Source organism: Pseudomonas sp. FG-3G (genome assembly GCF_901007645.1).
In the GTDB taxonomy this organism is placed as follows: domain Bacteria; phylum Pseudomonadota; class Gammaproteobacteria; order Pseudomonadales; family Pseudomonadaceae; genus Aquipseudomonas; species Aquipseudomonas rhizophila.
Genome location: NZ_CAAKGZ010000016.1, coordinates 87,260 through 109,907 on the forward strand (window position 1 = coordinate 87,260; position 22,648 = coordinate 109,907).

A 22,648-nucleotide genomic window follows, 5' to 3' on the forward strand; every position below is an offset into this window, starting at 1 on the left:
GGAGACGATGATGGAATGGATGAACTGGACCGGCCCGACGGCGGCCTTCTTTGGTGTCATCGCCTTGCTGCTGGCAGGCATGACTACGTGGGAACTGCGTTCGCCGAGTATCCCTCGGCGCGGTTTCCTGCCGATTGCCACCACCCGTGGCGATCGGTTGTTTATCGGTCTTCTCGGTAGCGCCTACCTGCATCTGCTGGTAATCGGCGCCACCGACTGGAGCATCTGGATAGCGTTCGCGTTGTCTTTGGTGTGGCTGTTGGCAGTGATGCGGTGGGGCTAGTCGAAGGTTCGACGATCAGGCTCTTAAACCCAAACAGGAGGTCTCTATGTTCGATAAAAACAATAAGCTGCGACATAGCGTTTCATTGGCAGCCGTGCTGGCACTCAGCGGGTTGAGCGCTGCGGCCTGGGCCGACGCCTATGAAGACGCGGCGAAAAAATGGATTGGCAGTGAATTCAAGCCGTCTACCCTGACAGCCGAACAGCAGCTCGAAGAGCTCAAGTGGTTCATCAAGGCGTCCGAGCCATTTCGCGGCATGAAAATCAACGTGGTGTCGGAAACCATCGCCACCCACGAATATGAATCCAAGGTGCTGGCCAAGGCCTTCAGGGACATTACCGGGATCGAGCTGACCCACGACCTGTTGCAGGAAGGCGACGTGGTGGAGAAGCTGCAGACCCAGATGCAGTCGGACAAGAACATCTACGACGGTTGGGTCAATGACTCGGACCTGATCGGCACGCACTTTCGCTACGGCAAGACCGCATCGATCACCGATATGATGGCCAACGAAGGCAAGGCCTACACCTCGCCGACCCTGGATCTCAAGGACTTCATCGGCACTTCGTTCACCACCGCGCCGGACGGCAAGCTCTATCAACTGCCGGACCAGCAGTTCGCCAACCTGTACTGGTTCCGCGCCGACTGGTTCGAGCGGGCCGACCTGAAGGCCAAGTTCAAGGAAAAGTACGGCTACGAGCTGGGTGTACCGGTGAACTGGTCGGCTTATGAAGACATTGCCAAGTTCTTCACTGAAGACGTCAAGGAAATCGACGGTAAGCGCGTCTACGGTCACATGGATTACGGCAAGAAGGATCCGTCCCTGGGCTGGCGCTTTACCGATGCCTGGTTCTCCATGGCCGGTGGCGGCGACAAGGGCCTGCCCAACGGCTTGCCGGTGGACGAGTGGGGGATTCGCGTCGAGAATTGCCATCCGGTCGGCTCCAGCGTGACCCGTGGCGGCGACACCAACGGCCCCGCGGCTGTGTTCGCCACCACCAAATACGTGGACTGGATGAAGAAGTACGCGCCACCGGAAGCGGCGGGCATGACCTTCTCCGAATCCGGCCCGGTGCCGTCGCAAGGCAACATCGCCCAGCAGATCTTCTGGTACACCGCTTTTACGGCCGACATGACCAAACCGGGCCTGCCGGTGATGAACGCCGATGGCACGCCGAAATGGCGCATGGCGCCGTCGCCGCGCGGACCGTATTGGGAAGAGGGCATGAAGCTGGGCTATCAGGACGTGGGCTCCTGGACGTTCCTCAAGTCCACGCCTGAGAAGCAGAGGCTGGCCGCCTGGCTCTATGCGCAGTTCGTGACGTCCAAGACCGTATCGCTGAAGAAAACCATTGTAGGTTTGACGCCGATTCGTGAGTCGGACATCAACTCTCAGGCCTTGACCGATCTGGCGCCGAAACTCGGTGGGCTGGTTGAGTTCTATCGCAGCCCGGCCCGTGTGCAATGGACCCCGACCGGGACCAACGTGCCGGACTATCCACGCCTGGCTCAGCTGTGGTGGAGCCACATCGCCGAAGCCGCCAGCGGCGAGAAGACTCCGCAACAGGCACTCGACGGGTTGGCCAAGGATCAGGACGCAATCATGACCCGTCTGGAACGCTCCAAGGCCCAGGCCACCTGCGCCCCGAAAATGAACCCTGAGCGCGACGCGCAATACTGGTTCGACCAACCGGGCGCACCGAAGCCGAAACTGGCCAACGAGAAGCCTAAGGGTGAAACCGTGAGCTACGCCGAACTGCTGAAATCATGGGAGGCGGCGCGTAAATAAAGCTGGACCTGCAATGAATGAACGGCACCGCAAGGTGCCGTTTTTTTTTGCGGCCGGCCCCTCGACGCGCAAAACGGTGGGAGCAAGGCTTACCCGCGATGACGGTGGCACATCCCGCATTAATGCCAACTGACCCGCCGCCATCGCAAGCAGGCTCGCTCCCACAGGGGGATTGGGTGGCGGAGTTGAATCAGCCCGCCTTGGCCGGGCTGGTAGGAGGGTGTCCGGCCACTGGCGATGGCCCGGCTTTCATCAGGGCCTCCAATGCTTGGCGGTAGGTGCTGCCCGCCAGGTTCATACTGTTGTTGTGGGTTGCGCCTGGCACCAGCAACAGACGCTTTGGCTCCAGGGCGGCGTTGAATAATTGTTCGCTCAAGCGTGGCGGGACGTAGCGGTCGGCGGCGCCGTGCACCACCAGCAAGGGCATGTTGATCTCGCGGATCTTGTCGATGGAGTCGAACTTCTGCGACAGCAGCCAGCGCACCGGCAGGGAGGTGTTCGCCATGGCGGTGGCGACATCGCCCAGGGAGGTGAACGTGGATTCGATGACCAGACCTCGGGCGGGCACGAGGCTGCCGTCTTTCGCCGCCTTCTGGCCAAGCTCCGCGGCGAGGTCTACCGCGACGGCGCCACCCAGTGAATGGCCGTAGATCAGCCGCAGGGCCGGGTCCGGTTGCAGCACTTCAAGACGCTGCCAGGCAATGCGCGCATCTTCATAGACGCTGGCTTCCGACGGCAGATCGCCCAGGCTTTTGCCGAAACCACGGTAATCGATGGCCAGCACCGAAAAGCCCAGGGCCCTTAACTGCCGAATACGAAACAACTGACCGGTCAGGTTCCAGCGCACCCCGTGCAGGTACAGAATCGCCGGCGCGTTCTTGCGTTCGGCCGGCCACCACCAGCCGTGGATATTTTCCCCGGCCTTGAAGCTCTTGGGCTTGAGGTCGAACTCCTGCACGTCGCCCGGCAAGCCGCTGAACCAGGTTGCCGTACCTGGCTCGATCCGAAACACCAGTTCACGTTCCTTGTGCTGCAACACGCCACAGCCCACCGGCAGCCCGACCACCATCGCGCTCATGCACAGCAAAGCCAGCCAGCGTCGCCCAAGACGGGAGATAAGAGACGAAGACATCGATGCGATTCGCTACTCAAGGCATGAAGGTGCTTTTTATCAGATTCGCTGGAAGGGTGGAGGGATTTCGGATGGCTTGTTGTCGCGTATCCTAAATCACTGCACATCCCCATATTGGGTCAATATCAAAGCCTTCACCGCCGCGCCGTACGCCACCCTAGGTACGCCCGACAGGCGTTTATGCAACACTTGGGTCAGTGAGTCCCCTGGCATCAGGCTCGCGTCGCCAAAGTCTTCATCCAGGTGCAGTGGATGAACGATTACCTCAAGCGAGCCGTGACCTGGCGGCGCGGCGTGGTGCAGGTCGGCGGGTGTGCAGACGTAGTCGGCTGTCGCGCCGCACAGGCTGCGCAGGCGACGGTTGAGCATGGTCTTGAACAGGCGCTTGGGCAGGTTGAGATTCGCCCCCAGGTTACGCGCCAACCGAATCGGCACGCCGTGTCGGGCGGCAAAGCGGGCCACCAGCTCTCCAATGGGCCAGATGTTATGTACGTGTTGATGAGAATCGAGGTGGCTAGGCCGCAGGCCGTGGTCCAGGCAGCGTTGCCATTGGGCATCAAGCTCTTCCTGTACCGCGCGGAGGTCCTTTGAACCAAGGCGCAGGCAGTAGCGCGAGAGGTTCAGGTCGAACTCGCCGTTCGTGTCGCAAAACGCCGGTCGCGAAGCAATGGTCTGGCTCAGCGGGCGGCCGAAGCTGAGATTGAAATGCAGGCCGATTCGGCCGTCGAGTAGCGGTTTGCGGGCCATTTCACAAGCTTGCTCGAAAGCCGGCATGTTGGCCATGGCCGTGGCCGAACTGATCACGCCAGCCTCGAAGGCCCGCAGAATCAGGGAGTTTTCGTTGAGATCGAGTCCGAAGTCGTCAGCGTTGACGATCACTTGGCGTGGCATTCACATTCTCCTGGCGCTTGGGGGTAGATGACGAAGTCGCTGTCGCGCTTTGCCCGGTCGGGCGCTTGCGCAGTAACGGTTTCAGGCTTTTCCATAACCGCAAGGCGAGCCCCAGTACCAGGCCATCGGGCTGCCATGAATAAAAACTCCAACGCCAGTGCTCCAGTTGTCCGGTCATGCGTTCATGCAGTTGATGGCTCGAGTTCTCCAGGCTGACCCGCGAGGCATCGATCCAGCGCCAGTTGTCATCCAGCCCCCAGCGAATCCACTCCTCGAGCAGAACCCGACCACTGCCCAGGTCGGCATGCTGTGGCAGGAACGCCAGGTTGTAGTCGTACAGTCGTCCCTGATCCAGCAGGCCGAGGCGATAACTGATGCAGCGACCGTCCAGTTCCAGTATCACCACCCGCACCATGCCCTCGGCGGCGAGCGCAGTGAAGGCGTGATTCATCCATTGCCGACGGCTGGGGTCGGCGAAAATGCCGACACCTTCTTCTCCTTTCCAACTGGCTGCCTCGACTTCGGCAAGGTCGTGCAGCAGCAGCCCCATGCTGATGGCATCGGGTGTCACCCGGCGGATTTGGGCACCGCATGCGGCGATCCGCTTGCGCGCCCGGCGTAACTTGTAGCGCGGATCACCGGATATCTCCTGGCGGTCGCTGTCGCTGATCAAATGCACCGGCACCCGGCAACTGAGTCGCCGTTCCCCGGTCGAGCTCAGGGCCATCCAGGCACTGAGGACGCTTCCTTCACCCACCGGTTCGGTCACTTCATTCAACTGTAGTAACGCATGGGGCAGATGTTGGCGGATCTGCATCAGCGCCTCTGCCATACCCTCGGCGTCCAGACGTATCAGCGGCGCGATGCGGTCAGCCAATGGATAGCCCAAGTGACGCAATACCCGGAAACGCAGCCCACAGATACGTTCGCGCCCCGAAATGAGCGGCAGACACAGGCACAGTGTCTGATCCTGCCAGCCAAGCAGTATGTTGAGCTGCTGATCTGGCAGCAGCGCAAATTCCGCCGCTTGCAGCCAGGCCAATGTGTTGAACGGTGTAGTGTCGGGCACCAGGGTTCGCAGCTGTTCATAAGCTGTTGCAGGGAACTGCGCCGCGCCCAAGGAACGGCACCATTGGAACCTGATCGCCATGGACATCAGGCCGCCGCAGTGGTGGCGGACGGCTGGGCCGGTTTGCGAAACGGGTCCAGTAGTGAGCCGCTATAGAACGTGTCGCGGAAAAAACGCCAGCGGCCAAACAGGCAATACACGTGGGTGATTTGTCCGCGCTCCTGATAGTCCATGCGCAGGTGCAGTTTTACGGCTGGAATGTTCTCCAGATCGCAGACGTCGACTACTTTGTCGCTGCCTTTGTCGGCCATGGTCTTCCAGAGATCCAATTGCACATCCACCGACAGCTGACTGCCCCAATAGGCGCGGATCATTTCACCGCCGAACTCGAAGAACTCGCCCGGCTTGACCGGGAACCAGCAACCATAGAAATGGCGGTCGAAATAGTCGCGTTGACTGCCCCAGATGAAACCGACGGTGTCGCCCTTGTCGTCCAGGTACATCAGCCCGGTGTGGCCTTCGGCAGCCAATTCGCGCATGGTCTCGACACGGTCGCCGAAGTGAGTGGCGAAAGCGTCGGCGTTGCTGGTAGTGATGACTTCCCTGCGCAAAAGTGGATAAGGCTTAAGTTTGCAAGGCCGCACAGGACTGACCAGATCCCGCTCCATCCATATTAGTTGGGAGTGAAAAAACACGTAGCGTCTGCACAGCTTTTTGAGCACGGTGCGCAGGCCTTTCTTCTGAATGCGATCACGCAATTTTTGCAGAACGTTCATAGTGCCTCCTGACGGGTGGCGGGTTGGGAAATGGCCCCCATCGCGAGCTGGCTCGCGATGGGGTTTTGGCTGACGAGCGCACTCATGCTGATGTCCCCATCAGCCTCCGGCGCATCGGCAGCCAGTCGCTGGGCAGGATGATCTGTGTCTGCCACGGCGCCACACCGCTGGGACGGCAAGGAGCGACACCATTTGAGCCGGATCGCCATGGACATCAGGCCGCCGCAGTCGATGCAACCGGCTGATCCGGTTTTTGAAAAGTGCCCAGTGCCGAGCCGCGGTAAAACGTGTCGCGGAAAAACCGCCAGTGACCGAACAGGCGATACACGTGGGTGATCTTGCCGCGCTCCTGGAAGCCCATGCGCAGGTGCATCTTGATCGCCGGGATGTTTTGCAAGTCGCAGACATCGACCATCGTGTCGCAACCTTTGTCAGCCATGATCTTCCAAATTTCCAACTGCATGTCCGCCGACATCCTGGAACCCCAGTAGGCACGGATCATCTCGCCACCGAACTGAAAGTACTCGCCAGGCTGGATCGGGAAGTTGCAGCGATAGAAATGGCGGTCGAAATAGTCTCGCGTACTGCCCCAGGCGAAACCCACGGTGTCGCCTTGAGCATCCAGGTACATCAAGCCTGTGTAGCCCTCCGCCGCCAGCTCGCGCATGGTTTTGACGCGGTCGCCGAAGTGCCGGGCAAACGCGTCGGCATTGCTGACCGTGATGAACTCCAGGCGCATTGGTGGGTAGGGTTTGAGGTTATGCGGGGGAAGCGGGGTCCGCACATCGTGCTCCAGCCACACCAGTCGGGAGTGGAAATACACGTAGCGCCTGAACAGCTGTTTGAGCACAGCGCGCAGGCCTTTCTTCTGGATGCGATCACGCAATTTTTGCAGGGACTTCATGGTGCCTCCTGACGGGTGGCGTGGTGGGAGAAACGAGGTGTGTTCCAGTCCATGGCAAAACAGGGTGTCCCCGGGCAGGAGATACCCGATCTGAGGGGTTTGCATAAGCTCCGGGCCGACCCCATCGCGAGCAGGCTCGCTCCCACATTGGAGGTGTAGCGGCCGCAGCTCTTGTGTTCGGCGGCGAGCCACTGTGGGAGCGAGCCTGCTCGCGATGACGATCTGCCTGACGACGGCGTTCATGCGGATTTCCCCATCAGCATCTGCCGCATTGGCAGCAGGTCACTGGGCAGGATGATCAGCGTCTGCCATAGCGCCACGCCACTGAGGCGGCAGTACATCGTCAGTAGCGCGACGGTCACGGCCATATAGGCGATCGAAGACGCCGCGGCGGCCCCGACGATGCCGTAACGCGGAATCAGGATCAGGTTCAATGCCAGGTTCAATAACGCTCCCACACCCATCAGCAGCGAAACCGTGCCGGGCCGGTTCTTGCCCAGCAGATCCAGGCGCAGGATGCTCGCGTAGCACAATCCGAACAGCCCCGGCAGCAGCGCCAGCAAGGCGGGATAGGCTGGTTGGTAGGCCGCGCCGAACAGCGTGACGATCAGCCATTCACCAATCAGTGCCATGCCCAGGCAGGCGCCGAGCATGACCGTGGCGGTCAGGCGCAGGGCCAGAGGCGTCAGGCGTTTCATGTCGGAGTCCTGCTGCAGCAAACGCTTCATCAGCGGCGTGGTGACCGCCTCAGGCACAATCAGCAGCAGTTCGGCGGCGGCGCTGGCCATGGCGTAATGGCCCAGGGCAGTGCTGCCCAGCAGGGCGCCGATGAACAGGTAGTCCGAGCGCAGTACCACTTGCTGGAACAGTAAATCGGGGTGGCTGCGGGCACCGTAGCGCAACAGCTCCTTCTGGTTGGAGCGATCCCATTGCAGGGTGAACCTGTGGTCCCGCCGCAGCCAGACCCAACCGGCCAATACCACCAGGCTCAGACCCGCCAGCCAACTGATCAGTGCGGCCTCCAGGGCGGTGTCTTTCCACATCCAGAACAGCGCCAGAAACAGCAACAGCGGCGCCAGGGATTCCATCAGCCGCAGGGCATTGAAGGCGCCAACGCCGCCGGACGCATTGTGCAGTGTCAGCAGGCCGCTCTTGAGCACGGTCAACGGCACGGCCAACAGCAGCAGCCACGCCAACAGTCCCAACTGTGTGGTGATGTCCAGTTCGCCGCCGAATTCGCGCACCAGTGCCACCACCAGCACCGTCAATAACCCGGCCAACAGGCAGCCGAAGACCAGCACCTGGCTGAGCAGCAGGCCCATCGAGCGTTGTTGAGCCGCTTGATAGCCCACGGCCGAATTCAAGCCGCCACTGGTGACGGCGCTGATCAGGTCCGGCAGGGTGCTTAGCAGGGCGAACAGCCCGCGTTCACTGGGCCCCAGGATCCGCGCCAGCAGCACATTGCGCAGCAGGCGCAGGCCGATCATCGCCAGGCGCGTGCCCATGCTCAGCGCCAAGTGCTTGAGGTAGTGGCCGCGGCTCATGGGCGTGTCCCCCGGCGAATGCGCCAGGCCAGCAATTCAGGGTGCTGGGCATTGCGTTGGCTGACGCCGAAGCGTGGCAGGTTCAATGGATCGCCGTCGGTGCGATACAAGCCGGTTTCGGTGCCCAGGGCAAATGGGAAACCGTGGGCTGCCACCTGTTGACGCACGCGCTCATCGTGATCGCCGTTGGGGTAGCAATACACCGGCAGCGGCTGGGCGCAACCGTTCTCCAGGGCCGCCCGACTGCGGCTCAGCTCTTCGTGCAGACGCTGATCATCCAGCGCGGTGAGAATCGCGTGGCTGGCACCATGGGGGCCGAAGCGGATGAGCCCGGAATCTTCCAGCATTCGTACCTGGAACCAGTCCAGGGCCTGGGGCTGGGCGCCCGTGGGACAGGCGTCGGTGAGGTCGTTCAAGACCTGCGGGTCAAGGCTCTTGAGGCTCTGCAGATAGTGCATCAGCGACAGGCTGCGGCGCTGCTCATCCAAGTCATCGAGCATCACCGGCAATGGCCGGCCGGCGTGCTGCAAATGCTCGATCAACGAGTGTCGCGCCACTTGGCCATGGCTGCCCCACAGGGTTTCGCCGATGCTTTCCCACCAGAAGTGCTGGCGGCTGCCGATGAAGTCGGTGGACAGGAAAATACTCGCCGGCACCTGGTATTGGCGCAGCAAAGGAAAGGCATTCATCGCGTTGTCGCGCCAGCCGTCGTCGAAGGTCAGCGCCACTCGCGGGCGATTCGGGACGCTTTCAGGATCGGCCAGCAGCAGGCTCATCAAGGGCACGCATTCGAAATAGCGTTGCAGCCAGATCAGCAAGCGCTCGAAAGCCTCAGGTCCCACGCACAATTCGTTGCGATGGGGCAGCTCGGCGGCGCGGTCATTGTTAAGGACCCGGTGCAGCATCAGAATCACGCCGGCGCCACGCAACGGACCACGGCCCAGGGACGTGTTCAGGTACAGCCAGCCGCCGGTGCGCTTGCAGACTTGTTTGATGGACATGGGCCGTCTCCTTAGCGGTTCTGCTCGGGGTTCCATTGGCTATAACGATGACCTCGCAGAAACTGCCACAGCCCGATGCTCATGCCCGCCAGCGTCACCAGCACGAACGCCGCCAGGCGAAAGGGCCTGGGCAATCGGTGGCCTACGTCCAGTAAGCCGATCATTGCAATGGCGTAGCCGAGCAGTTGCGCCACCAGGCTCAGGCGATAGAACAGATGTTCATTCCACAGCCAGGCGTTGCTCAGCAGCAGCGGCAATAGCAACACCGGCGCCAGACGGCGGATCAGTTTGTGACTGATCAGGCCGATGGCGTAGAGCCCGTGACGAAGAGGGTTGAGCAACTGCCGACGCTGGGCCAGGCTTTGCAGGCCGCCAACGGTGACCCGCTGGCGACGGCGAAACTGTTTGTCGGCTTCGTCCACGCCCTGGTCGGTGACCCGGGCCAGTGGCGCATACACGATGGACTTGCCCGCCGCCGGCGCACAGGTGCTGAGGAAGAAGTCGTCGTTGACCTGCGCCGGTATGGGTTCAAACAGTTCGCGCCGCAGGGCCAGCAAGGCGCCGTCGGCCGAGACCATGCAACCTGTGCGGCTCTCTACCTGACGCAGCCAGCCTTCGTAGTGCCGATACAGGCTATCGCCCAGGCTCAGGCCCTTGCCCGGCACGGGGATTTCCATATGCCCGGCACAGGCGCCGACTTGCGGATCGCCCAGCGGGGCCAACAGGTGGCCAAGGGTATCGGCGGCCCATTGGTTGTCGGCGTCGGTGAACACCAGGATCTCTCCAGTGCTGTGGGCCACGCCGGTATTCAGGGCGGCGGCCTTGCCCTGGCGCGGCAGGTCGAGCACGGTGATGCGCGGGTCGATGACCCGCCGAGCGCAGGCCACTGTGTCGTCGGTGGAGCCGTCGCTGGCCAGGATGATTTGCAGCGAGCGCGCCGGGTAGTCCTGGGCCAGCAAGGTGCGCAGTTTCTCTTCGATGTGCCGTGCCTCGTTGTGGGCGGCAATGACAATGCTGACGTCCATCGGCAACGCCGGCCCGTAGCGCCGGAGTGGAAAAAGTGGCGCCAGCAGGCTCAGCATCAACGGATAACCGAGGTAGGCGTACACCGGCAGCAACAGGCACGACCAGTAAAGAAATTCAGCCACGGGCAGGTCTCCTGACGTTCCAATGACAAAGGTTGAGAAGCAGCGCGGCGCCGGTCAGGTGCAAGCGCACCCCGTGCAAGGCCCACAGTTGCAGCGTCAGGCGCAGGTCACGCCCGCTTTGACGCAGACTGAGGAACAACGCGGGCAGAGAGGTCAGCAACAGCAGCATCAGCGCGATGCGCGGCTGGCCCTGGAACAGAGCGACCAACGCCAGAAAGTCCAGGCCCCAGGCTCCGATGGACAGCGCCGGAAAACGCAGCAGGCGCAGACTCGGACCATGGCTGCGCAGCAACTGCAAATGGCTGCCCTGGCGCCACAGTTCCTTGCTCATCCACTCCCGCCAACTGCCTTCGTAACCCCAATGCAGGGCCACGTTTTCATTGACTAGCAGCAACTGCGCCCCGGCGTTGCGCAGGCGCAGGGAAAAATCCTTGTCTTCGCCCGTGCGCAGGGTTTCGTCGAACCCCCCGACCTGCTCAAACCACTGGCGACGCAACAACAGGTTGGCGCTGGGCAGCCACTGCACCCGGTGCAAGGGACGCGAGCCTGGGCGTTGGCTGCGGCGTTGCCAGGCTTGAGCGAACCAAGGCGCCTGAGCGGGGGTGTCCAGGTCCAGGCCCAGCACATCGCCCTGGCCTTGGAGTTCCAGCAGCAGCTTGAGCCAGTTGGCCGGCATCTCGATGTCGGCGTCGATGAACGCCAGCCATTCCCCATGGGCGATGGCCGCACCGCGGTTGCGCAGGGCGCCGATGTGCACGCCGGGCACGATCAGCACGCGCGCCCCCAGTTCGTTGGCAATGCGCGGCCCATGATCGTCCGAGCCGTTGTCCACCACGATCAACTCACAGTCCAGTTGCGCCTGGCGAGCGGCTTCCTGCGCCGCCAGCAACGTACGGCCAATGTGTCGGGCCTCGTTGAACATCGGGATCACAATGCTGATACGGCTCATGGACGGGCCTCCTGCGGTGTTGCCTGTTCGGCGTCGTAGCGCAACACGCTGGTGATGGCGAGCATGATCCACAGCAACTTATGGTTGGGGGCGCTGAGGAACATCAAAAACAGCGCCAGCGACAGAAAACTCATGCCCATATGCGTCAGCAGGTCCGCCTGCACCCAGTCCCGACGTTGCAACCAGAGCTGGCGGGCGCGCCACAGGTTGTAGAGGCCCAGGCCGATCATGCCGACGAACATCAGCCCGCCAGGGATGCCGATCTCGCTGAAGATTTCCAGGTAAGTGTTGTGGGCCCGGCGATACAGATCCCCCAGCTTGCGATTGGCCGAGAACGCCTTGGCGTAGCCCGTGGGGGCGTAGTGCAGCGGGAACGTGCCCGGACCGCTGCCCAGCACCGGGTTCTCGCGGATCATTTTGCTGCCGACCACGATGTACGAGGCACGACGGCCCAGGGATTCGTCTTTGTGGGCACTGGCGCCGGCGCTGAGGATGCTCAGCGACTGGATACGCGCCACGTAGCCGGCCGGCATCACCGCAATCACCAAGGGAATCATGATTGCCAGCCCGAGCATGGCGAAGCCCAGGTGTCGCGGGCGGATGCGCGGCATTTGGGCACGATAGTGATAGAGGCCAATCACCAGGCTAAGCAACAGCACCACCAGCCCCGAGCGCGATTCGGTCTTGGTCATGCCGCCCAGCAGCAGGATGAAACAGCCACCCCAGAACAATCGGTGTAGCAGGTTCGGGCTGCGCAACACCAGCAACAACGCCATCGGCACGGTAAAGGCGATCAACAGGGCAAAGGCGTTCGGGTCTTCCAGCAGGCCGGATGCGCGGCCCTGGTCCTGGTATTTGACCGAAAACATTGCCAGCACGCAGGTGGTGGTCACGCTCAGGGTCATCAGTCGGCAGAACAGGTCCAGGTTCAGCTCGCGCCCGATCAGCAGGGTAATCACGAACAGAATCAGCCCCACCATCAGTTCGCGCAGATGGGTCATGGACAGGCCCAGGTTCTGCGACAGCATCAGGCTCAGGCCATAGAGCATCATGAAGGCGATCAGCGGCCGCCAGATATTGCTGCGCAAGCGTGATGAGGGAATCTGGCGCAGGGCCAGTTGCAGCATCAGGATCAGAATCAGCGCCACGCCGAAGAATTTGCTGCCCGAAAAAGCATTCTCCTTGAACAGACCTTCGAACGGCACCAGCGCCGCAATGCCCAGCAAGCCCCAGCCGGGTTTGCGGTATAGCACGGCGACGCCCACCAGGCCGAGCACCGCTCCCGGCGCCAGGAAGGGATAGGGGCTGGCCAGTAACGCCAGGCAAACCAGGCCCAGCAGACTGACGATCGAGAGCGGGACAATCATGGACGAGCCTCCCGTGCCGTGCGGATATAGAGCTGCGACCAGCGTTCGGCCAGGGCGCGCAGGTCATAACGGTCCCGTTGGGTACGGCGCGCGTTATCGGCCAGGATCCGCGCCAGGGGCGGTTCGCCAAACAGTGTTTCGATCTGCCGCGCTAGTTCGGCGCTGTCGGCCGGCGTCGCGAGCAGGCCGTTGTGACGGTCCTGCAGCACATCGGGAATGCCCCCCACACCGAACGCCACCACCGGCACTCCGGCCTGCATCGCTTCGAGCAGAATCATCGGCGTGCCTTCGGTGCGCGAACTGATGACCAGCGCGTCGAGCTGACTCCACCAGGGGTTCATGTCGGTCTGATAGCCGGGCAGCTCGATGCGAGTAGGTAGGCCCGCGTCGGCAATGCGCTTGAGCAAGGCCTGACGTTCCGGGCCGTCGCCGAGCATCACCGCGTGCAGCGATGCATGCCGCTGGCACAGGGGGATCATGGCGTCGAGGAACAGGTCCGGGCCTTTCTCGTGGCTCAAGCGACCGACGTAGCCAACCCGCCAGCGCAGCCGATCGTCACGATGAGGCAGCGGTGCTGTGACCGACGGCAGGCCGTTGGGGATCACGTCGAGTTTTTCCGCGCGCACGCTGGCCTGGCGGTGCAGCACGGCAATGCTTTCGGCCACGCAGACCACGCGCTTGACCGAGGCGGTGCGGCACAGTTGCAGGCTCAGCCACGTGTAGAACCGTTGCTTGGTGCTGCGAGGCGTAAAGCCGTGCTGAGTGATGACCAGGGGCAAGCGCAGCAGCGTGGCCGCAGCCCAGCCGAACAGCAGGCCCTTGAAGTTATGGGTGTTGATCAGCGGCTGCTCGTCCCGTCGCTGGCGCAGGTGCTGCAACAGCTCGGCCCAACTGGCGCAGTGGCGGCAATCGACCCCGGCCTGGCGAAAGCGCGTGATCAAGGTCGGCGGCGCCGCCAGGAACAGCACCTGGTGCTGCCCTGGCGTGGCCAGGCAATGATCGAGCAACATCCGCTCGGCCCCGTAGAAGCCGCCGCTGTCGAGCAAATGAATGATCGGCAGGGCGCTGCTGCGGCAGGTCGGGCCAATCGGCGCGTTCAATTGCGCACCCAATGGACAAGGCTGGGCAGGCTCCAATTGCGGTGCGGGTTGACCTGTTCGGGGTTCTGCTCGTTGATCACCAGCAACACCGGTACATCCAGTTGCTGGGTAATCTGGGCAGGGTGCTTGAAGCGATGGTCGAAGAACTCACGCACATAGACCAGGGCGATCGCCAGGAGCAAGCCGCTGAACAGACCGAACGCAATAATCAGCATCGGCTTGGGAAACGCCGGGGCGGTCGGTTCGAACGGCGGGCTGAGGACGCGAGCATTGGACAGGTCGTTGTCCAGCGCGCGGGCGGTGCTGCTCTCGGCGAACCGCTGGGCGTAGGTGGAAAATGCCGCATGCAGGGCATTGATCTCGGTGTCCATCTGCCGCAGCTTGCTCTGGGTTTGCTGCAACTGATGGATACGCTCCTTGAACTCGGCGATGCGCGCGGTTTTCTGGTCGATCACCGAGCTGACGACTGCCAGGTCGTTGGTGCGTTCCTGGATGCGGTTGCTCACCACTTTGAGAAACTGCTGGCGGGTGCGCGCGATCTGCTCCCGAGTCAACAGCATCGGCTCGCTGCCGGGCTGGAAGATCGCCAGATCATTCATGTAGCGGCTGACCTGAGTGGTCAGTTGCTCGCCCAGTTGTTTGATTTCCCGGTCTTCGAAGGCGATGTTGTCCATGGTGGTGGTGAAGGTGAACGGGAAGGTGTAGTCGTTGAACCGTGAGTTGTTCGCCGCTGCCAGGCTGGTCTTGAGGTAATCCAGCCAGCGTTGGCTTTGCAGCAGACGATCGCGGTACAGGTTCAAGGCCTGTTCTTCGGTGTTGATGGCGTTCAGGCGGAAGGTGATCTCCTCTTTGGGATCGGAGGAGCTGACGTCTTCAAGCAGCGCCAGGCGGGTGCCCTCCAGTCCGTCGAGGCGAGTCTGGTACTGGGTTTTCTTCTGCTCATAGAAGGCTTGCGGCAGCTCGATCGATTGCAGGTCCTGGCGACCGGAGAGGTAGTTCTCCAGCAGTTGCGCCACGAACCGGGTGCCCTGGGCCGGGTCGCCGAAGCTGTAGACGATGGAGATGACGTTGGAGCCTGGCAGGGTTTCGATTTTCAGGTTGGCGATGGCTTCGTCGGTCAGCATGTCGAGCGTGGTATCTCGCACCGGATCGACTTCCAGCCCCAGGCCGTCGCGCAGCGGGTTGACGACGTACTCGCGCAGCGGCGTGGTGACATAGTGCTTGAGCGGCTCGCTCACCCATTTGTTGAAGATGCCGGGGCTAGGGGTGTACTCGCCCTGGTCGCGCAGGGTGCTGATGGTCTGCCGGATCAGGGCCGGCGAGCGCAGGATATTGCTCTCGGTTTCCATGTCCGCCAGGGACGGTGGAATGAAGGTGGCGTCTTCCTGGTTCAGCGACGTGGTGGCGTCGCCCTGGGAGAGTTTTTTCGACTGGACGATGACCTGGGCGGTGATGTCGAAGCTCTGTTTGAGCATCAACGGCAGCGCCAGGGCGATCACGGCGAAGATCAGGAAGACGCGCTTCACCCACTGCTTGTTGGCGAAGAAAATCCTGAAGAACTCATGCAGATAGTTTTCCTTGGGATTCATGATCAATTACCTGCTGCAGAAGTGTTGGACCTGCCGTTGTCGCCTTTGCTGTCAAGGCGGTAGCCGAAGCTGACTCCCATGCCCTGGAACAGCACCACGTCGGCCAGTTGCCGAGCCATTTCACCGGCTTTGGCCAGCCCGGTCTTGGGCACGAAAAGCATGTCTTCGGGCTGCAGGTAGGCGATCTGCGAGGCGTCACCGCTCAGGGCTTTTTCCACGTCATAGTGGCGGGCTTCGACCTGATTTCCGTTGCGGCGCATGATCACCACCGAGTCGAGTCGGGCCTTGACGTTGGTGCCACGGGCCAGGGTCAGGGCCTCGAGGACCGAGATCGGCCGGCGGATCGGGTAGGAACCGGGCTGGGCCACTTCCCCGAGGACATAGATCTCGTTGCCAGCGGTGGATTTGAGCAGCACATCGACGGACATGCGCCCCGGCAATTGGGCGTAGCGCTCGTTAAGGTAGGTTTCCAGTTGATTGACGGTCATGCCTTGCAGCGGCACGGCACCGATTTCGGGGAAGCTTGCGTAACCATCCCGGCCCACGGTGATCTCCCGACTCATGCCGGTGCCCGGGTGGGTCAGGGTGTTGCGCAGTTTTGTCTCGTTGCTCAACGGGCTGGTGACATGCACCGTCAATTGATTGCGGTTGGGCTGGAACAGCATTTTGCGGTCATAGGCACGCTGTACCTCCAGGCGTGCTTCATCCGTGGTCAGCCCGGCGATTTTTACCGAGGTGTTGGCCCCCGGCAGTTCGATACTGCCGTCGGGCATTACCTGTTGTGCGCCGTTGAGCTGGCTGGCGGCGGTGAAGTTCAAGGCCACCTGGTCACCCGGCTGGACCCGGTAGGCATCCGGCCCGCTGGTGCTGATGTGAAAGATCACATCCAGCACATCCTGGGGACGCAGGGTCTGTTCGACCCGGGGCATGTCGGTGGCCTGGGCGTTGGCCGGTGCCGCCGTAAGGATCTGCACCGGCATGGAGCGGGTTTCGGTGTGGCTGGTGCAACCGGCAAGCGGCAACAGCAGCAGGACAAGCAATCTGGCGTTCATCTCGTCATCCTTTTTGCAGGCTTACAGGTTGTTGTAGAGCCACTTGGGCATGTAGTACTTGCGGCGGTTGAACACGCTGCCCACCACCTTGGCGCCGGCCTGGGTCAGACGCAGGCGAGCGGCCTGGGCCACCTCCCAGCGGGTGTCTTCACCGCGCACCACCAGCACCACACCGTCCACCTGGGTGCTCATGACCAGGGTGTCGCAGGCCGAGTACACCGCGTCAGCGTCGATCACCACAAAGCGATACTGCCCGGCCAGTTGCTTGAACAGCGGGCGAAGCTGCTCGGGGTTCAGGCGCTCGGCATTGCGCCCCAGACGACCGTTGGGCAGCACGTCGAAGGGCAAGCTGGAGGTCTGCACCACGCAGTCCTGCAACAAGGGCGGTGCGAGGCTGTTGAACAGCAGGTCGCTGAAGCCGCGCTCCTTGTGCAGCGACAATTGCTGGCTGAGGTTGCGCGGCGACTGGCTGGCGTCCACCAGCAGTACGCGGCCGCTGCTCATCTGCGCCAGTTGAGCGGCCAGGGCCATGGCACTGGTACTGGTTCCGGTGCCGGTGTTGGCGGCCGTCAGAAGCAGAATCCGTATGGATGGGTCAAGCACGGTTGAGGTCAGGTTGGTCTCGCTCGGGCTTGCGATGCTCAGGATATTGGTTGAACCGTCCATTTAACTCGCTCCGTGGCCGCTGAAAACTTTGAAAGGGGTGATCATCAGGATCTTCAAGTCCAGCAACAGGCTTTGTTCGGCGATGTAGCTGAGGTCCAGTTCCACGCGCTGGTCGAAGTCGATGTTGCTGCGCCCGGAGATCTGCCACAGGCCGGTCAGGCCGGGGTAGATGCTCAGGCGGACAAGATGGTTGTCCTTGTAGCGGTAGGCGTTGAACGAGGTCGGCCGCGGGCCGACCAGGCGCATGTCGCCGGTCACCACATTGATCAGGTTGGGTAACTCGTCGAGGCTGCTGCGTCGCAGGAACCGGCCGACGGGGGTGATGCGCGGGTCGTTGTCGATCTTGAAGTCGATGGCATCGGCGCCGTGCTTGTTGAGGTGGCGCAGTGATTCTTTGAGCGCCTCGGCATCAGCAACCATGGTGCGGAACTTGTACATGCCAAAGACCCGACCGCGGTATCCGGTGCGTTTCTGCACAAACAGCACTGGACCGGGGCTTGAGAACTTGATCAGCAGGGCCAGGCCCAGCAGCAGCGGGCTGAGCAGTACCAGGATCGACAGCGCGCCGAGACAGGCCACCACCCGATTGGTGCGCGAGACCGTCCAGGGTCGACCGCCGTCGCGACCAGTCAGCCAGCCGCGGCCCTGACGATGGATGGCCGCGTCCAGGCGTCGGCGGTGTTCGGGATCGACACGCTTGTCGCCCCCGCGGGCGGTGATAGGGATGCATTGCTCATGTCGGGTCATAGACTCCTCCGCTGAAGGTTGGTCGCATGCGTTGGGCTGCAAGCGGTGTCGGCGATAGGCAGGGCGTAGTAATCGAGGAACCAGGCAATGAAGCGCCCCAGGCCCTCGTCCAGCTCGATGCGCGGCTGAAAACCGGTGGCCCGCGCCAGGCCGCTGGCATCGGCGCAGGTGTTCAACACGTCCCCTGGTTGCAGGGGCAGCAGTTCGATCCGGGCGGTTTGCCCCAAGTGCTTTTCCAGCAATGCCACATAGGTGCGCAGCGCTACCGGGTGCTGCCCGCCGATGTTGTAGATCCGCCAGGGCGCTGCGCTGGTGGCCGGGTCCGGTTGATCGCGATCCCACTGTGGCATGGCATGGGGCGGGCGTTCGATCAGCCGGGCGATGCTTTCGACGATGTCGTCGATGTAGGTGAAATCGCGCTGGTGCTCGCCATGGTTGAACAACTGCAACACGCGGCCTTCGGCGATGGCGCGGGCGAACTGGATCGGCGACATGTCCGGCCGGCCCCAGGGGCCGTACACCGTGAAAAACCGCAGGCCGGTGCATGGGATGCCAAACAGATGGCTGTAACTGTGGGCCATCAACTCGTTGGCTTTCTTGCTGGCCGCATACAGCGACAGCGGATGGTCCACGCCGTCCTGTACTGAGTAAGGTGTGCGCTGGTTGGCGCCATACACGGAGCTTGAGGAGGCGTAGATCAGGTGCTTGACCGGATGGCGACGGCAGCTTTCCAGAATGTTCAGGAACCCGCTGAGGTTGCTGTCGACATAGGCCCGTGGATTCTCCAGGGAATAACGCACGCCGGCTTGGGCGGCGAGATGAATCACCACGTCGGGGCGGTGTGACTGGAACAACTCATCGATGGCCGAGGCGTCGGTCAGGTCCACCCGGGCCAACGCAAAGTCCCCCGCCTGGTCCTTCACCCACGCCACGCGGTCGTGCTTGAGCTGCGGGTCGTAGTAGTCGTTGAAATTGTCCAGCCCCCACACCTGATGGCCGTCGCGCAGCAGCCGCAGCACGCAATGGGCGCCGATGAAACCGGCCGCGCCGGTCACCAGAATGTTCACGCCCGTGGCCCCTGGGTCAGGCTGCTGGGCACGGTGTGACGCAATCCGATGCCGCGATACAAGAGGCCGGCGGCGGCCAGATGTTCGGGGTTGTACAGGTTGCGGCCATCGATGATGACCCGGGCGCGCAACTTGTTGGCCAACAGAGCGAAATCCACGACCCGGAAGTTCTTCCACTCGGTGCAGATCACCAGGGCGTCTGCATCCTCCAGGGTGTCGTCGCGGGTGGCGCACAGGTTCAGGTCTTTGCGGTAGCCGTAGAGGCGGCGGCATTCGGACATGGCTTCCGGGTCGTAGGCATGGACCCGAGCGCCTTCGCGCCACAGCGCTTCCATCAGGTAGCGGCTGGGGGCTTCGCGCATGTCATCGGTGTTGGGTTTGAAAGCCAGGCCCCAAATCGCAATCGACTTGCCGGCCAGGCCGCCGGAGAACTGTTGCGTCAGTTTCTCGAAGAGAATGTGTCGCTGGCTGTCGTTGACGTCGGTGACACTGCGCAGCAGGCGCAGGGGCATGCCGCTCTGTTCGGCGGTATGCAGCAGGGCGCGCAGGTCCTTGGGAAAGCATGAACCGCCGAAGCCGCACCCGGGGTAGATGAAGTGATAGCCGATACGAGGGTCCGAACCGATGCCCTTGCGTACCGCTTCGATGTCGGCGCCCAGCCTTTCGGTGAGATTGGCCAGTTCGTTCATGAAGCTGATGCGGGTGGCGAGCATGGCGTTGGCCGCGTACTTGGTCAGTTCGGCGCTGCGGTTGTCCATGAACATCAGTTTTTCGCGGTTACGGCAAAAGGGCGCGTACAGCTCGCTCATCTGATCGCGGGCCAGCGGGTCGGCGGTGCCGATGATGATCCGGTCCGGGCGCATGCAGTCGGCCAGGGCGCTGCCTTCCTTGAGAAACTCGGGGTTGGACACCACTCGCACGTTCAGCTGTTTCAGGCCCCGGCGAGCCAATGCCTGATGGGCACATTCGGCGACCTTGTCGGCGGTGCCGACCGGCACCGTGGACTTGATGATCAAGGTGCGGTCGCTGTCCATGAAGTCCGCGATCTGGCGGGTGACCGCCAGTACATGGCTCAGGTCTGCCGAACCGTCTTCATCGGCTGGCGTGCCGACGGCGATGAAAATCAGTTCGCCGTGATTGACCGCATCGCTGGCCTGATCACTGAACAGCAGCCGGCCACTCTTGATGTTCTCTTCGAGCAGTTCGGACAACCCAGGCTCGCTGATCGGTGGCACCGCTTGCTGCAGCTGACGGATCTTGTTGGGGTCAATGTCGATGCACAAAACACGGTGACCGACGTCGGCCAACGCAGCCGCTTGAATCAATCCCACATACCCCGTACCAAATACGCTCACATCCATTTTTGGCGTGCCTCGCAAGACGGTTGATGTAACTCGGATGAAACTGTTTAGAGGGGTATAGCGCAGCTTCAGAAAAGCGTGTCAGCAAAATGACAGTTGTCACTGTTGGCAAACTCGACAGAACTTGGCCTTTTGATATCAAGTCATTGACTGGTTTAGAAAAGTGCCGTTTTTAAAGGGCTGTAACGGCTTTTAACTAGGCGATGAACGGTATTTATCCATAGATTTTTACGTTTGACTGGCTTCAAGCGTGTCATTTTTGGGGTAACTTTTTTTTGACGCATTGGCCGTTCGTCCCTTTTCTTGCGCTTTGCAAAGCCGCTGCTAACGTGCAGAAAACGACCCTCTATCCAACACCGCCCTATCGCCGAGAAACACATGCTCCGATACCTCAAGGAACTGTTGCTGGTGCTGTACCTGATCAGGGGATATGACTATTACCTTGATCGTCTGAATGCCTTGGGTTTGGGATTCGCCACGTTGCTGTTCGGCGCGATGTTCGTGGTGTTGGTGGTGGCGCTGTGGATGAGTGCGTACATCCGCCAGACCTCCGTGCGCCACCTGTTTGCCCTGGCGATGTTTGGTTCGGCGGTGTTCTTCGAGGTTTACACGAGGGTGACCGACAGCTACCTGACGTACAGCCAGTTTGTGTCGCTGGTGTATTCGGGTGGTTTTATCGGGGAGGCGGCTTCGCAGTACCGCGAAGTGATTGTCAGCGCCGCCACCGGTGGCCTGTTGCTGCTGCTGGGACTGGGTCTCAAGCCTCGGCGGTCGGTGTCATTGCCCGGTTATTTGCCAATCGCCGCACCTGTGTTGGGCGTGTTGTTGCTCAGTGGTGTTCTGTTCGTCCGGGCGGGCGAGGGCGCACGGGGGTTGCCGGTGATGTACACACCGCTGGCCTATCTGAATCTGTTCGTTTACGAAGCCCTGCACAACACCGTCGGTCCTCGGGAGCCGATCCGCCTGACGCGGCCAACATCGCCGATCGAGCATGATATTGTGCTGATTATCGATGAAAGCGTCGCTGGGAATTATCTTGATATCAATACGCCGTTCGGCGTGCACACCGGCCTCAAGACCCCGCCCGATGGGGTGCAGGTGTTCAATTTCGGCTACGCGGCTTCCATTGCCAACTGCAGCGCCGACACCAACGTCACCTTGCGTTACGGCGGCACCCGGGCCGATTACGTGCGCATCAACAGCACGTTGCCGTCGATCTGGCAGTACGCTAAAAACGCCGGGTTGCGCACGGTCTATATCGACGCCCAGCGTACCGGTGGTCACCTTCAGAACCTGATGACCGACACCGAAAAAAACGATATCGACGACTTCGTGCAGTTCGACCGCACCCCGGTGTTCGAGCGAGACATGGCGGTTGCCGCGCAACTGATCGAGCGGCTGGGCAATGACCGGGCCGAGCTGGTGGTGGTGAACAAGCTCGGTGCGCATTTTCCCGTGCATGACAAATACCCGGATGAGTTCATGAGCTATCGTCCCGCACTGCCGCGTGGGCGCTTTCTCGAAGTCGCCGATACCGGCCAGCGTGACGGTTTTGATGGCCGGACCCATGACTGGGAGCTGTACCGCAATGCCTACCAGAACACTTTGCTGTGGAATGTCGGAGAGTTCTTCAGGCGGATCTTCCAGCAGGCCGATTTGGGCAACGCCGTGCTGATCTACACCTCCGACCACGGCCAGGACCTTCACGAGCGCGGCAACCCTGGGCTCAATACCCACTGCGGCGGTGACCCGGTGGCGGAGGAAGGGCTTGTGCCGCTGGTGGTCATAGAAGGCGCGCGCTTGCAGACCCTGGATTGGCAGCGGGCATGGGCACAGAACAAGGACCGCTCCAGCCACTACAACATCTTCCCGACGCTGTTGCAGTTGATGGGGTACGACCCGGCCGGTGTTGAAGCGACCTATGGGAAATCCCTGAGCCAGCCGACCGAAGACGCCTTTACCTTCAACTACCGCTTCAATGCGCGGCTGGGGGCGCTGCCTGAATGGAAACACATCGACCTCAAGCACATTGTCACACCAGGCCCGGTTCAGGCCGAGATGGCGGCGGGGCAGGCGGGATCGATGTTGAATGTGCCGCCGTCATCGCGAGCAGGCTCGCTCCCACAGTAGTCCGAGTTGTCCGCAGGCCTTGCATACCCCCGCAAATCCCTGTGGGAGCGAGCCTGCTCGCGAAGGCGGTGTGTCGGTCGGAA

At 61.8% G+C, this 22,648-nt stretch carries 20 protein-coding genes; 3 read left to right on the forward strand and 17 right to left on the reverse strand.

The genetic code is table 11. The features are described 5' to 3' along the window. Positions 1 to 10 precede the first annotated feature (10 nt). Both PSEUDOMOFG3G_RS07755 and PSEUDOMOFG3G_RS07760 read left to right on the forward strand, forming a co-directional pair. The gene (locus tag PSEUDOMOFG3G_RS07755) at positions 11 to 283 is read left to right on the forward strand and encodes a DUF2160 domain-containing protein (protein ID WP_047228550.1); all 273 of its coding nucleotides are present in this window, start codon (positions 11 to 13) and stop codon (positions 281 to 283) included. Between the two features lie 46 nt (positions 284 to 329). After that, the gene (locus PSEUDOMOFG3G_RS07760) at positions 330 to 2,072 is read left to right on the forward strand and encodes an ABC transporter substrate-binding protein (RefSeq protein ID WP_047228549.1); all 1,743 of its coding nucleotides are present in this window, start codon (positions 330 to 332) and stop codon (positions 2,070 to 2,072) included. Between the two features lie 190 nt (positions 2,073 to 2,262). On the opposite strand, the gene PSEUDOMOFG3G_RS07765 is transcribed toward PSEUDOMOFG3G_RS07760, so the two are convergent. The 17 genes from PSEUDOMOFG3G_RS07765 to PSEUDOMOFG3G_RS07845 form a co-directional block, all read right to left on the reverse strand. After that, complete coding sequence (locus PSEUDOMOFG3G_RS07765; protein ID WP_139049571.1) at positions 2,263 to 3,204, reverse strand: alpha/beta hydrolase; 942 nt, start codon at positions 3,202 to 3,204, stop codon at positions 2,263 to 2,265. A 96-nt stretch (positions 3,205 to 3,300) separates the two neighbouring features. Further along, positions 3,301 to 4,095, reverse strand: coding sequence for a ChbG/HpnK family deacetylase (locus PSEUDOMOFG3G_RS07770; protein WP_047228569.1), 795 nt, complete (start codon positions 4,093 to 4,095; stop codon positions 3,301 to 3,303). Continuing rightward, a complete protein-coding gene (locus PSEUDOMOFG3G_RS07775; protein ID WP_047228568.1) occupies positions 4,067 to 5,245 on the reverse strand; it encodes a GNAT family N-acetyltransferase in 1,179 nt (392 codons plus the stop codon). Before PSEUDOMOFG3G_RS07775 ends, PSEUDOMOFG3G_RS07770 begins: the two co-directional genes overlap by 29 nt. Before the next feature lie 5 nt (positions 5,246 to 5,250). After that, entirely contained in the window at positions 5,251 to 5,940 is a 690-nt protein-coding gene (locus tag PSEUDOMOFG3G_RS07780; protein ID WP_139049572.1) for an N-acetyltransferase, read from the reverse strand. 214 nt (positions 5,941 to 6,154) lie between these two features. After that, positions 6,155 to 6,844 carry a GNAT family N-acetyltransferase gene (locus PSEUDOMOFG3G_RS07785; RefSeq protein WP_139049573.1) on the reverse strand — a complete coding sequence of 230 codons (690 nt, stop codon included), beginning with the start codon at positions 6,842 to 6,844 and terminating at the stop codon, positions 6,155 to 6,157. 239 nt (positions 6,845 to 7,083) lie between these two features. Then, positions 7,084 to 8,388, reverse strand: coding sequence for a lipopolysaccharide biosynthesis protein (locus PSEUDOMOFG3G_RS07790; RefSeq protein ID WP_076383945.1), 1,305 nt, complete (start codon positions 8,386 to 8,388; stop codon positions 7,084 to 7,086). Beyond that, the gene (locus PSEUDOMOFG3G_RS07795; RefSeq protein ID WP_107322255.1) at positions 8,385 to 9,389 is read right to left on the reverse strand and encodes a polysaccharide deacetylase family protein; all 1,005 of its coding nucleotides are present in this window, start codon (positions 9,387 to 9,389) and stop codon (positions 8,385 to 8,387) included. Before PSEUDOMOFG3G_RS07795 ends, PSEUDOMOFG3G_RS07790 begins: the two co-directional genes overlap by 4 nt. 11 nt (positions 9,390 to 9,400) lie before the next feature. After that, positions 9,401 to 10,537, reverse strand: coding sequence for a glycosyltransferase family 2 protein (locus tag PSEUDOMOFG3G_RS07800; RefSeq protein WP_047228542.1), 1,137 nt, complete (start codon positions 10,535 to 10,537; stop codon positions 9,401 to 9,403). Continuing rightward, positions 10,530 to 11,486 (reverse strand): glycosyltransferase, encoded by a 957-nt coding sequence (locus PSEUDOMOFG3G_RS07805; protein ID WP_047228541.1) that lies wholly within the window; start codon positions 11,484 to 11,486, stop codon positions 10,530 to 10,532. Before PSEUDOMOFG3G_RS07805 ends, PSEUDOMOFG3G_RS07800 begins: the two co-directional genes overlap by 8 nt. Then, a complete protein-coding gene (locus PSEUDOMOFG3G_RS07810) occupies positions 11,483 to 12,853 on the reverse strand; it encodes an O-antigen ligase (protein ID WP_139049574.1) in 1,371 nt (456 codons plus the stop codon). The genes PSEUDOMOFG3G_RS07805 and PSEUDOMOFG3G_RS07810 overlap by 4 nt, the downstream gene beginning before the upstream one ends. Continuing rightward, a complete protein-coding gene (locus PSEUDOMOFG3G_RS07815) occupies positions 12,850 to 13,953 on the reverse strand; it encodes a glycosyltransferase family 4 protein (protein ID WP_139049575.1) in 1,104 nt (367 codons plus the stop codon). The genes PSEUDOMOFG3G_RS07810 and PSEUDOMOFG3G_RS07815 overlap by 4 nt, the downstream gene beginning before the upstream one ends. Continuing rightward, on the reverse strand, positions 13,950 to 15,542 hold the full coding sequence (locus PSEUDOMOFG3G_RS07820) for a Wzz/FepE/Etk N-terminal domain-containing protein (RefSeq protein ID WP_047228538.1): 1,593 nt from the start codon (positions 15,540 to 15,542) through the stop codon (positions 13,950 to 13,952). Before PSEUDOMOFG3G_RS07820 ends, PSEUDOMOFG3G_RS07815 begins: the two co-directional genes overlap by 4 nt. A gap of 2 nt (positions 15,543 to 15,544) precedes the next feature. Next, a complete protein-coding gene (locus tag PSEUDOMOFG3G_RS07825) occupies positions 15,545 to 16,594 on the reverse strand; it encodes a polysaccharide biosynthesis/export family protein (protein WP_047228537.1) in 1,050 nt (349 codons plus the stop codon). A gap of 21 nt (positions 16,595 to 16,615) precedes the next feature. Beyond that, positions 16,616 to 17,260 carry a CpsD/CapB family tyrosine-protein kinase gene (locus PSEUDOMOFG3G_RS07830; RefSeq protein ID WP_047228536.1) on the reverse strand — a complete coding sequence of 215 codons (645 nt, stop codon included), beginning with the start codon at positions 17,258 to 17,260 and terminating at the stop codon, positions 16,616 to 16,618. Beyond that, positions 17,261 to 18,007: a sugar transferase gene (locus PSEUDOMOFG3G_RS07835; protein ID WP_047228535.1), complete on the reverse strand. Its 747-nt coding sequence runs from the start codon at positions 18,005 to 18,007 to the stop codon at positions 17,261 to 17,263. Then, positions 18,004 to 19,074: an NAD-dependent epimerase gene (locus PSEUDOMOFG3G_RS07840; RefSeq protein ID WP_139049576.1), complete on the reverse strand. Its 1,071-nt coding sequence runs from the start codon at positions 19,072 to 19,074 to the stop codon at positions 18,004 to 18,006. Before PSEUDOMOFG3G_RS07840 ends, PSEUDOMOFG3G_RS07835 begins: the two co-directional genes overlap by 4 nt. Beyond that, positions 19,071 to 20,435, reverse strand: coding sequence for a UDP-glucose/GDP-mannose dehydrogenase family protein (locus PSEUDOMOFG3G_RS07845; protein ID WP_076383950.1), 1,365 nt, complete (start codon positions 20,433 to 20,435; stop codon positions 19,071 to 19,073). The genes PSEUDOMOFG3G_RS07840 and PSEUDOMOFG3G_RS07845 overlap by 4 nt, the downstream gene beginning before the upstream one ends. Before the next feature lie 378 nt (positions 20,436 to 20,813). On the opposite strand from PSEUDOMOFG3G_RS07845, the gene PSEUDOMOFG3G_RS07850 reads away from it, so the two are divergent. Then, the gene (locus PSEUDOMOFG3G_RS07850; RefSeq protein WP_139049577.1) at positions 20,814 to 22,565 is read left to right on the forward strand and encodes a sulfatase-like hydrolase/transferase; all 1,752 of its coding nucleotides are present in this window, start codon (positions 20,814 to 20,816) and stop codon (positions 22,563 to 22,565) included. Positions 22,566 to 22,648: the final 83 nt, after the last annotated feature.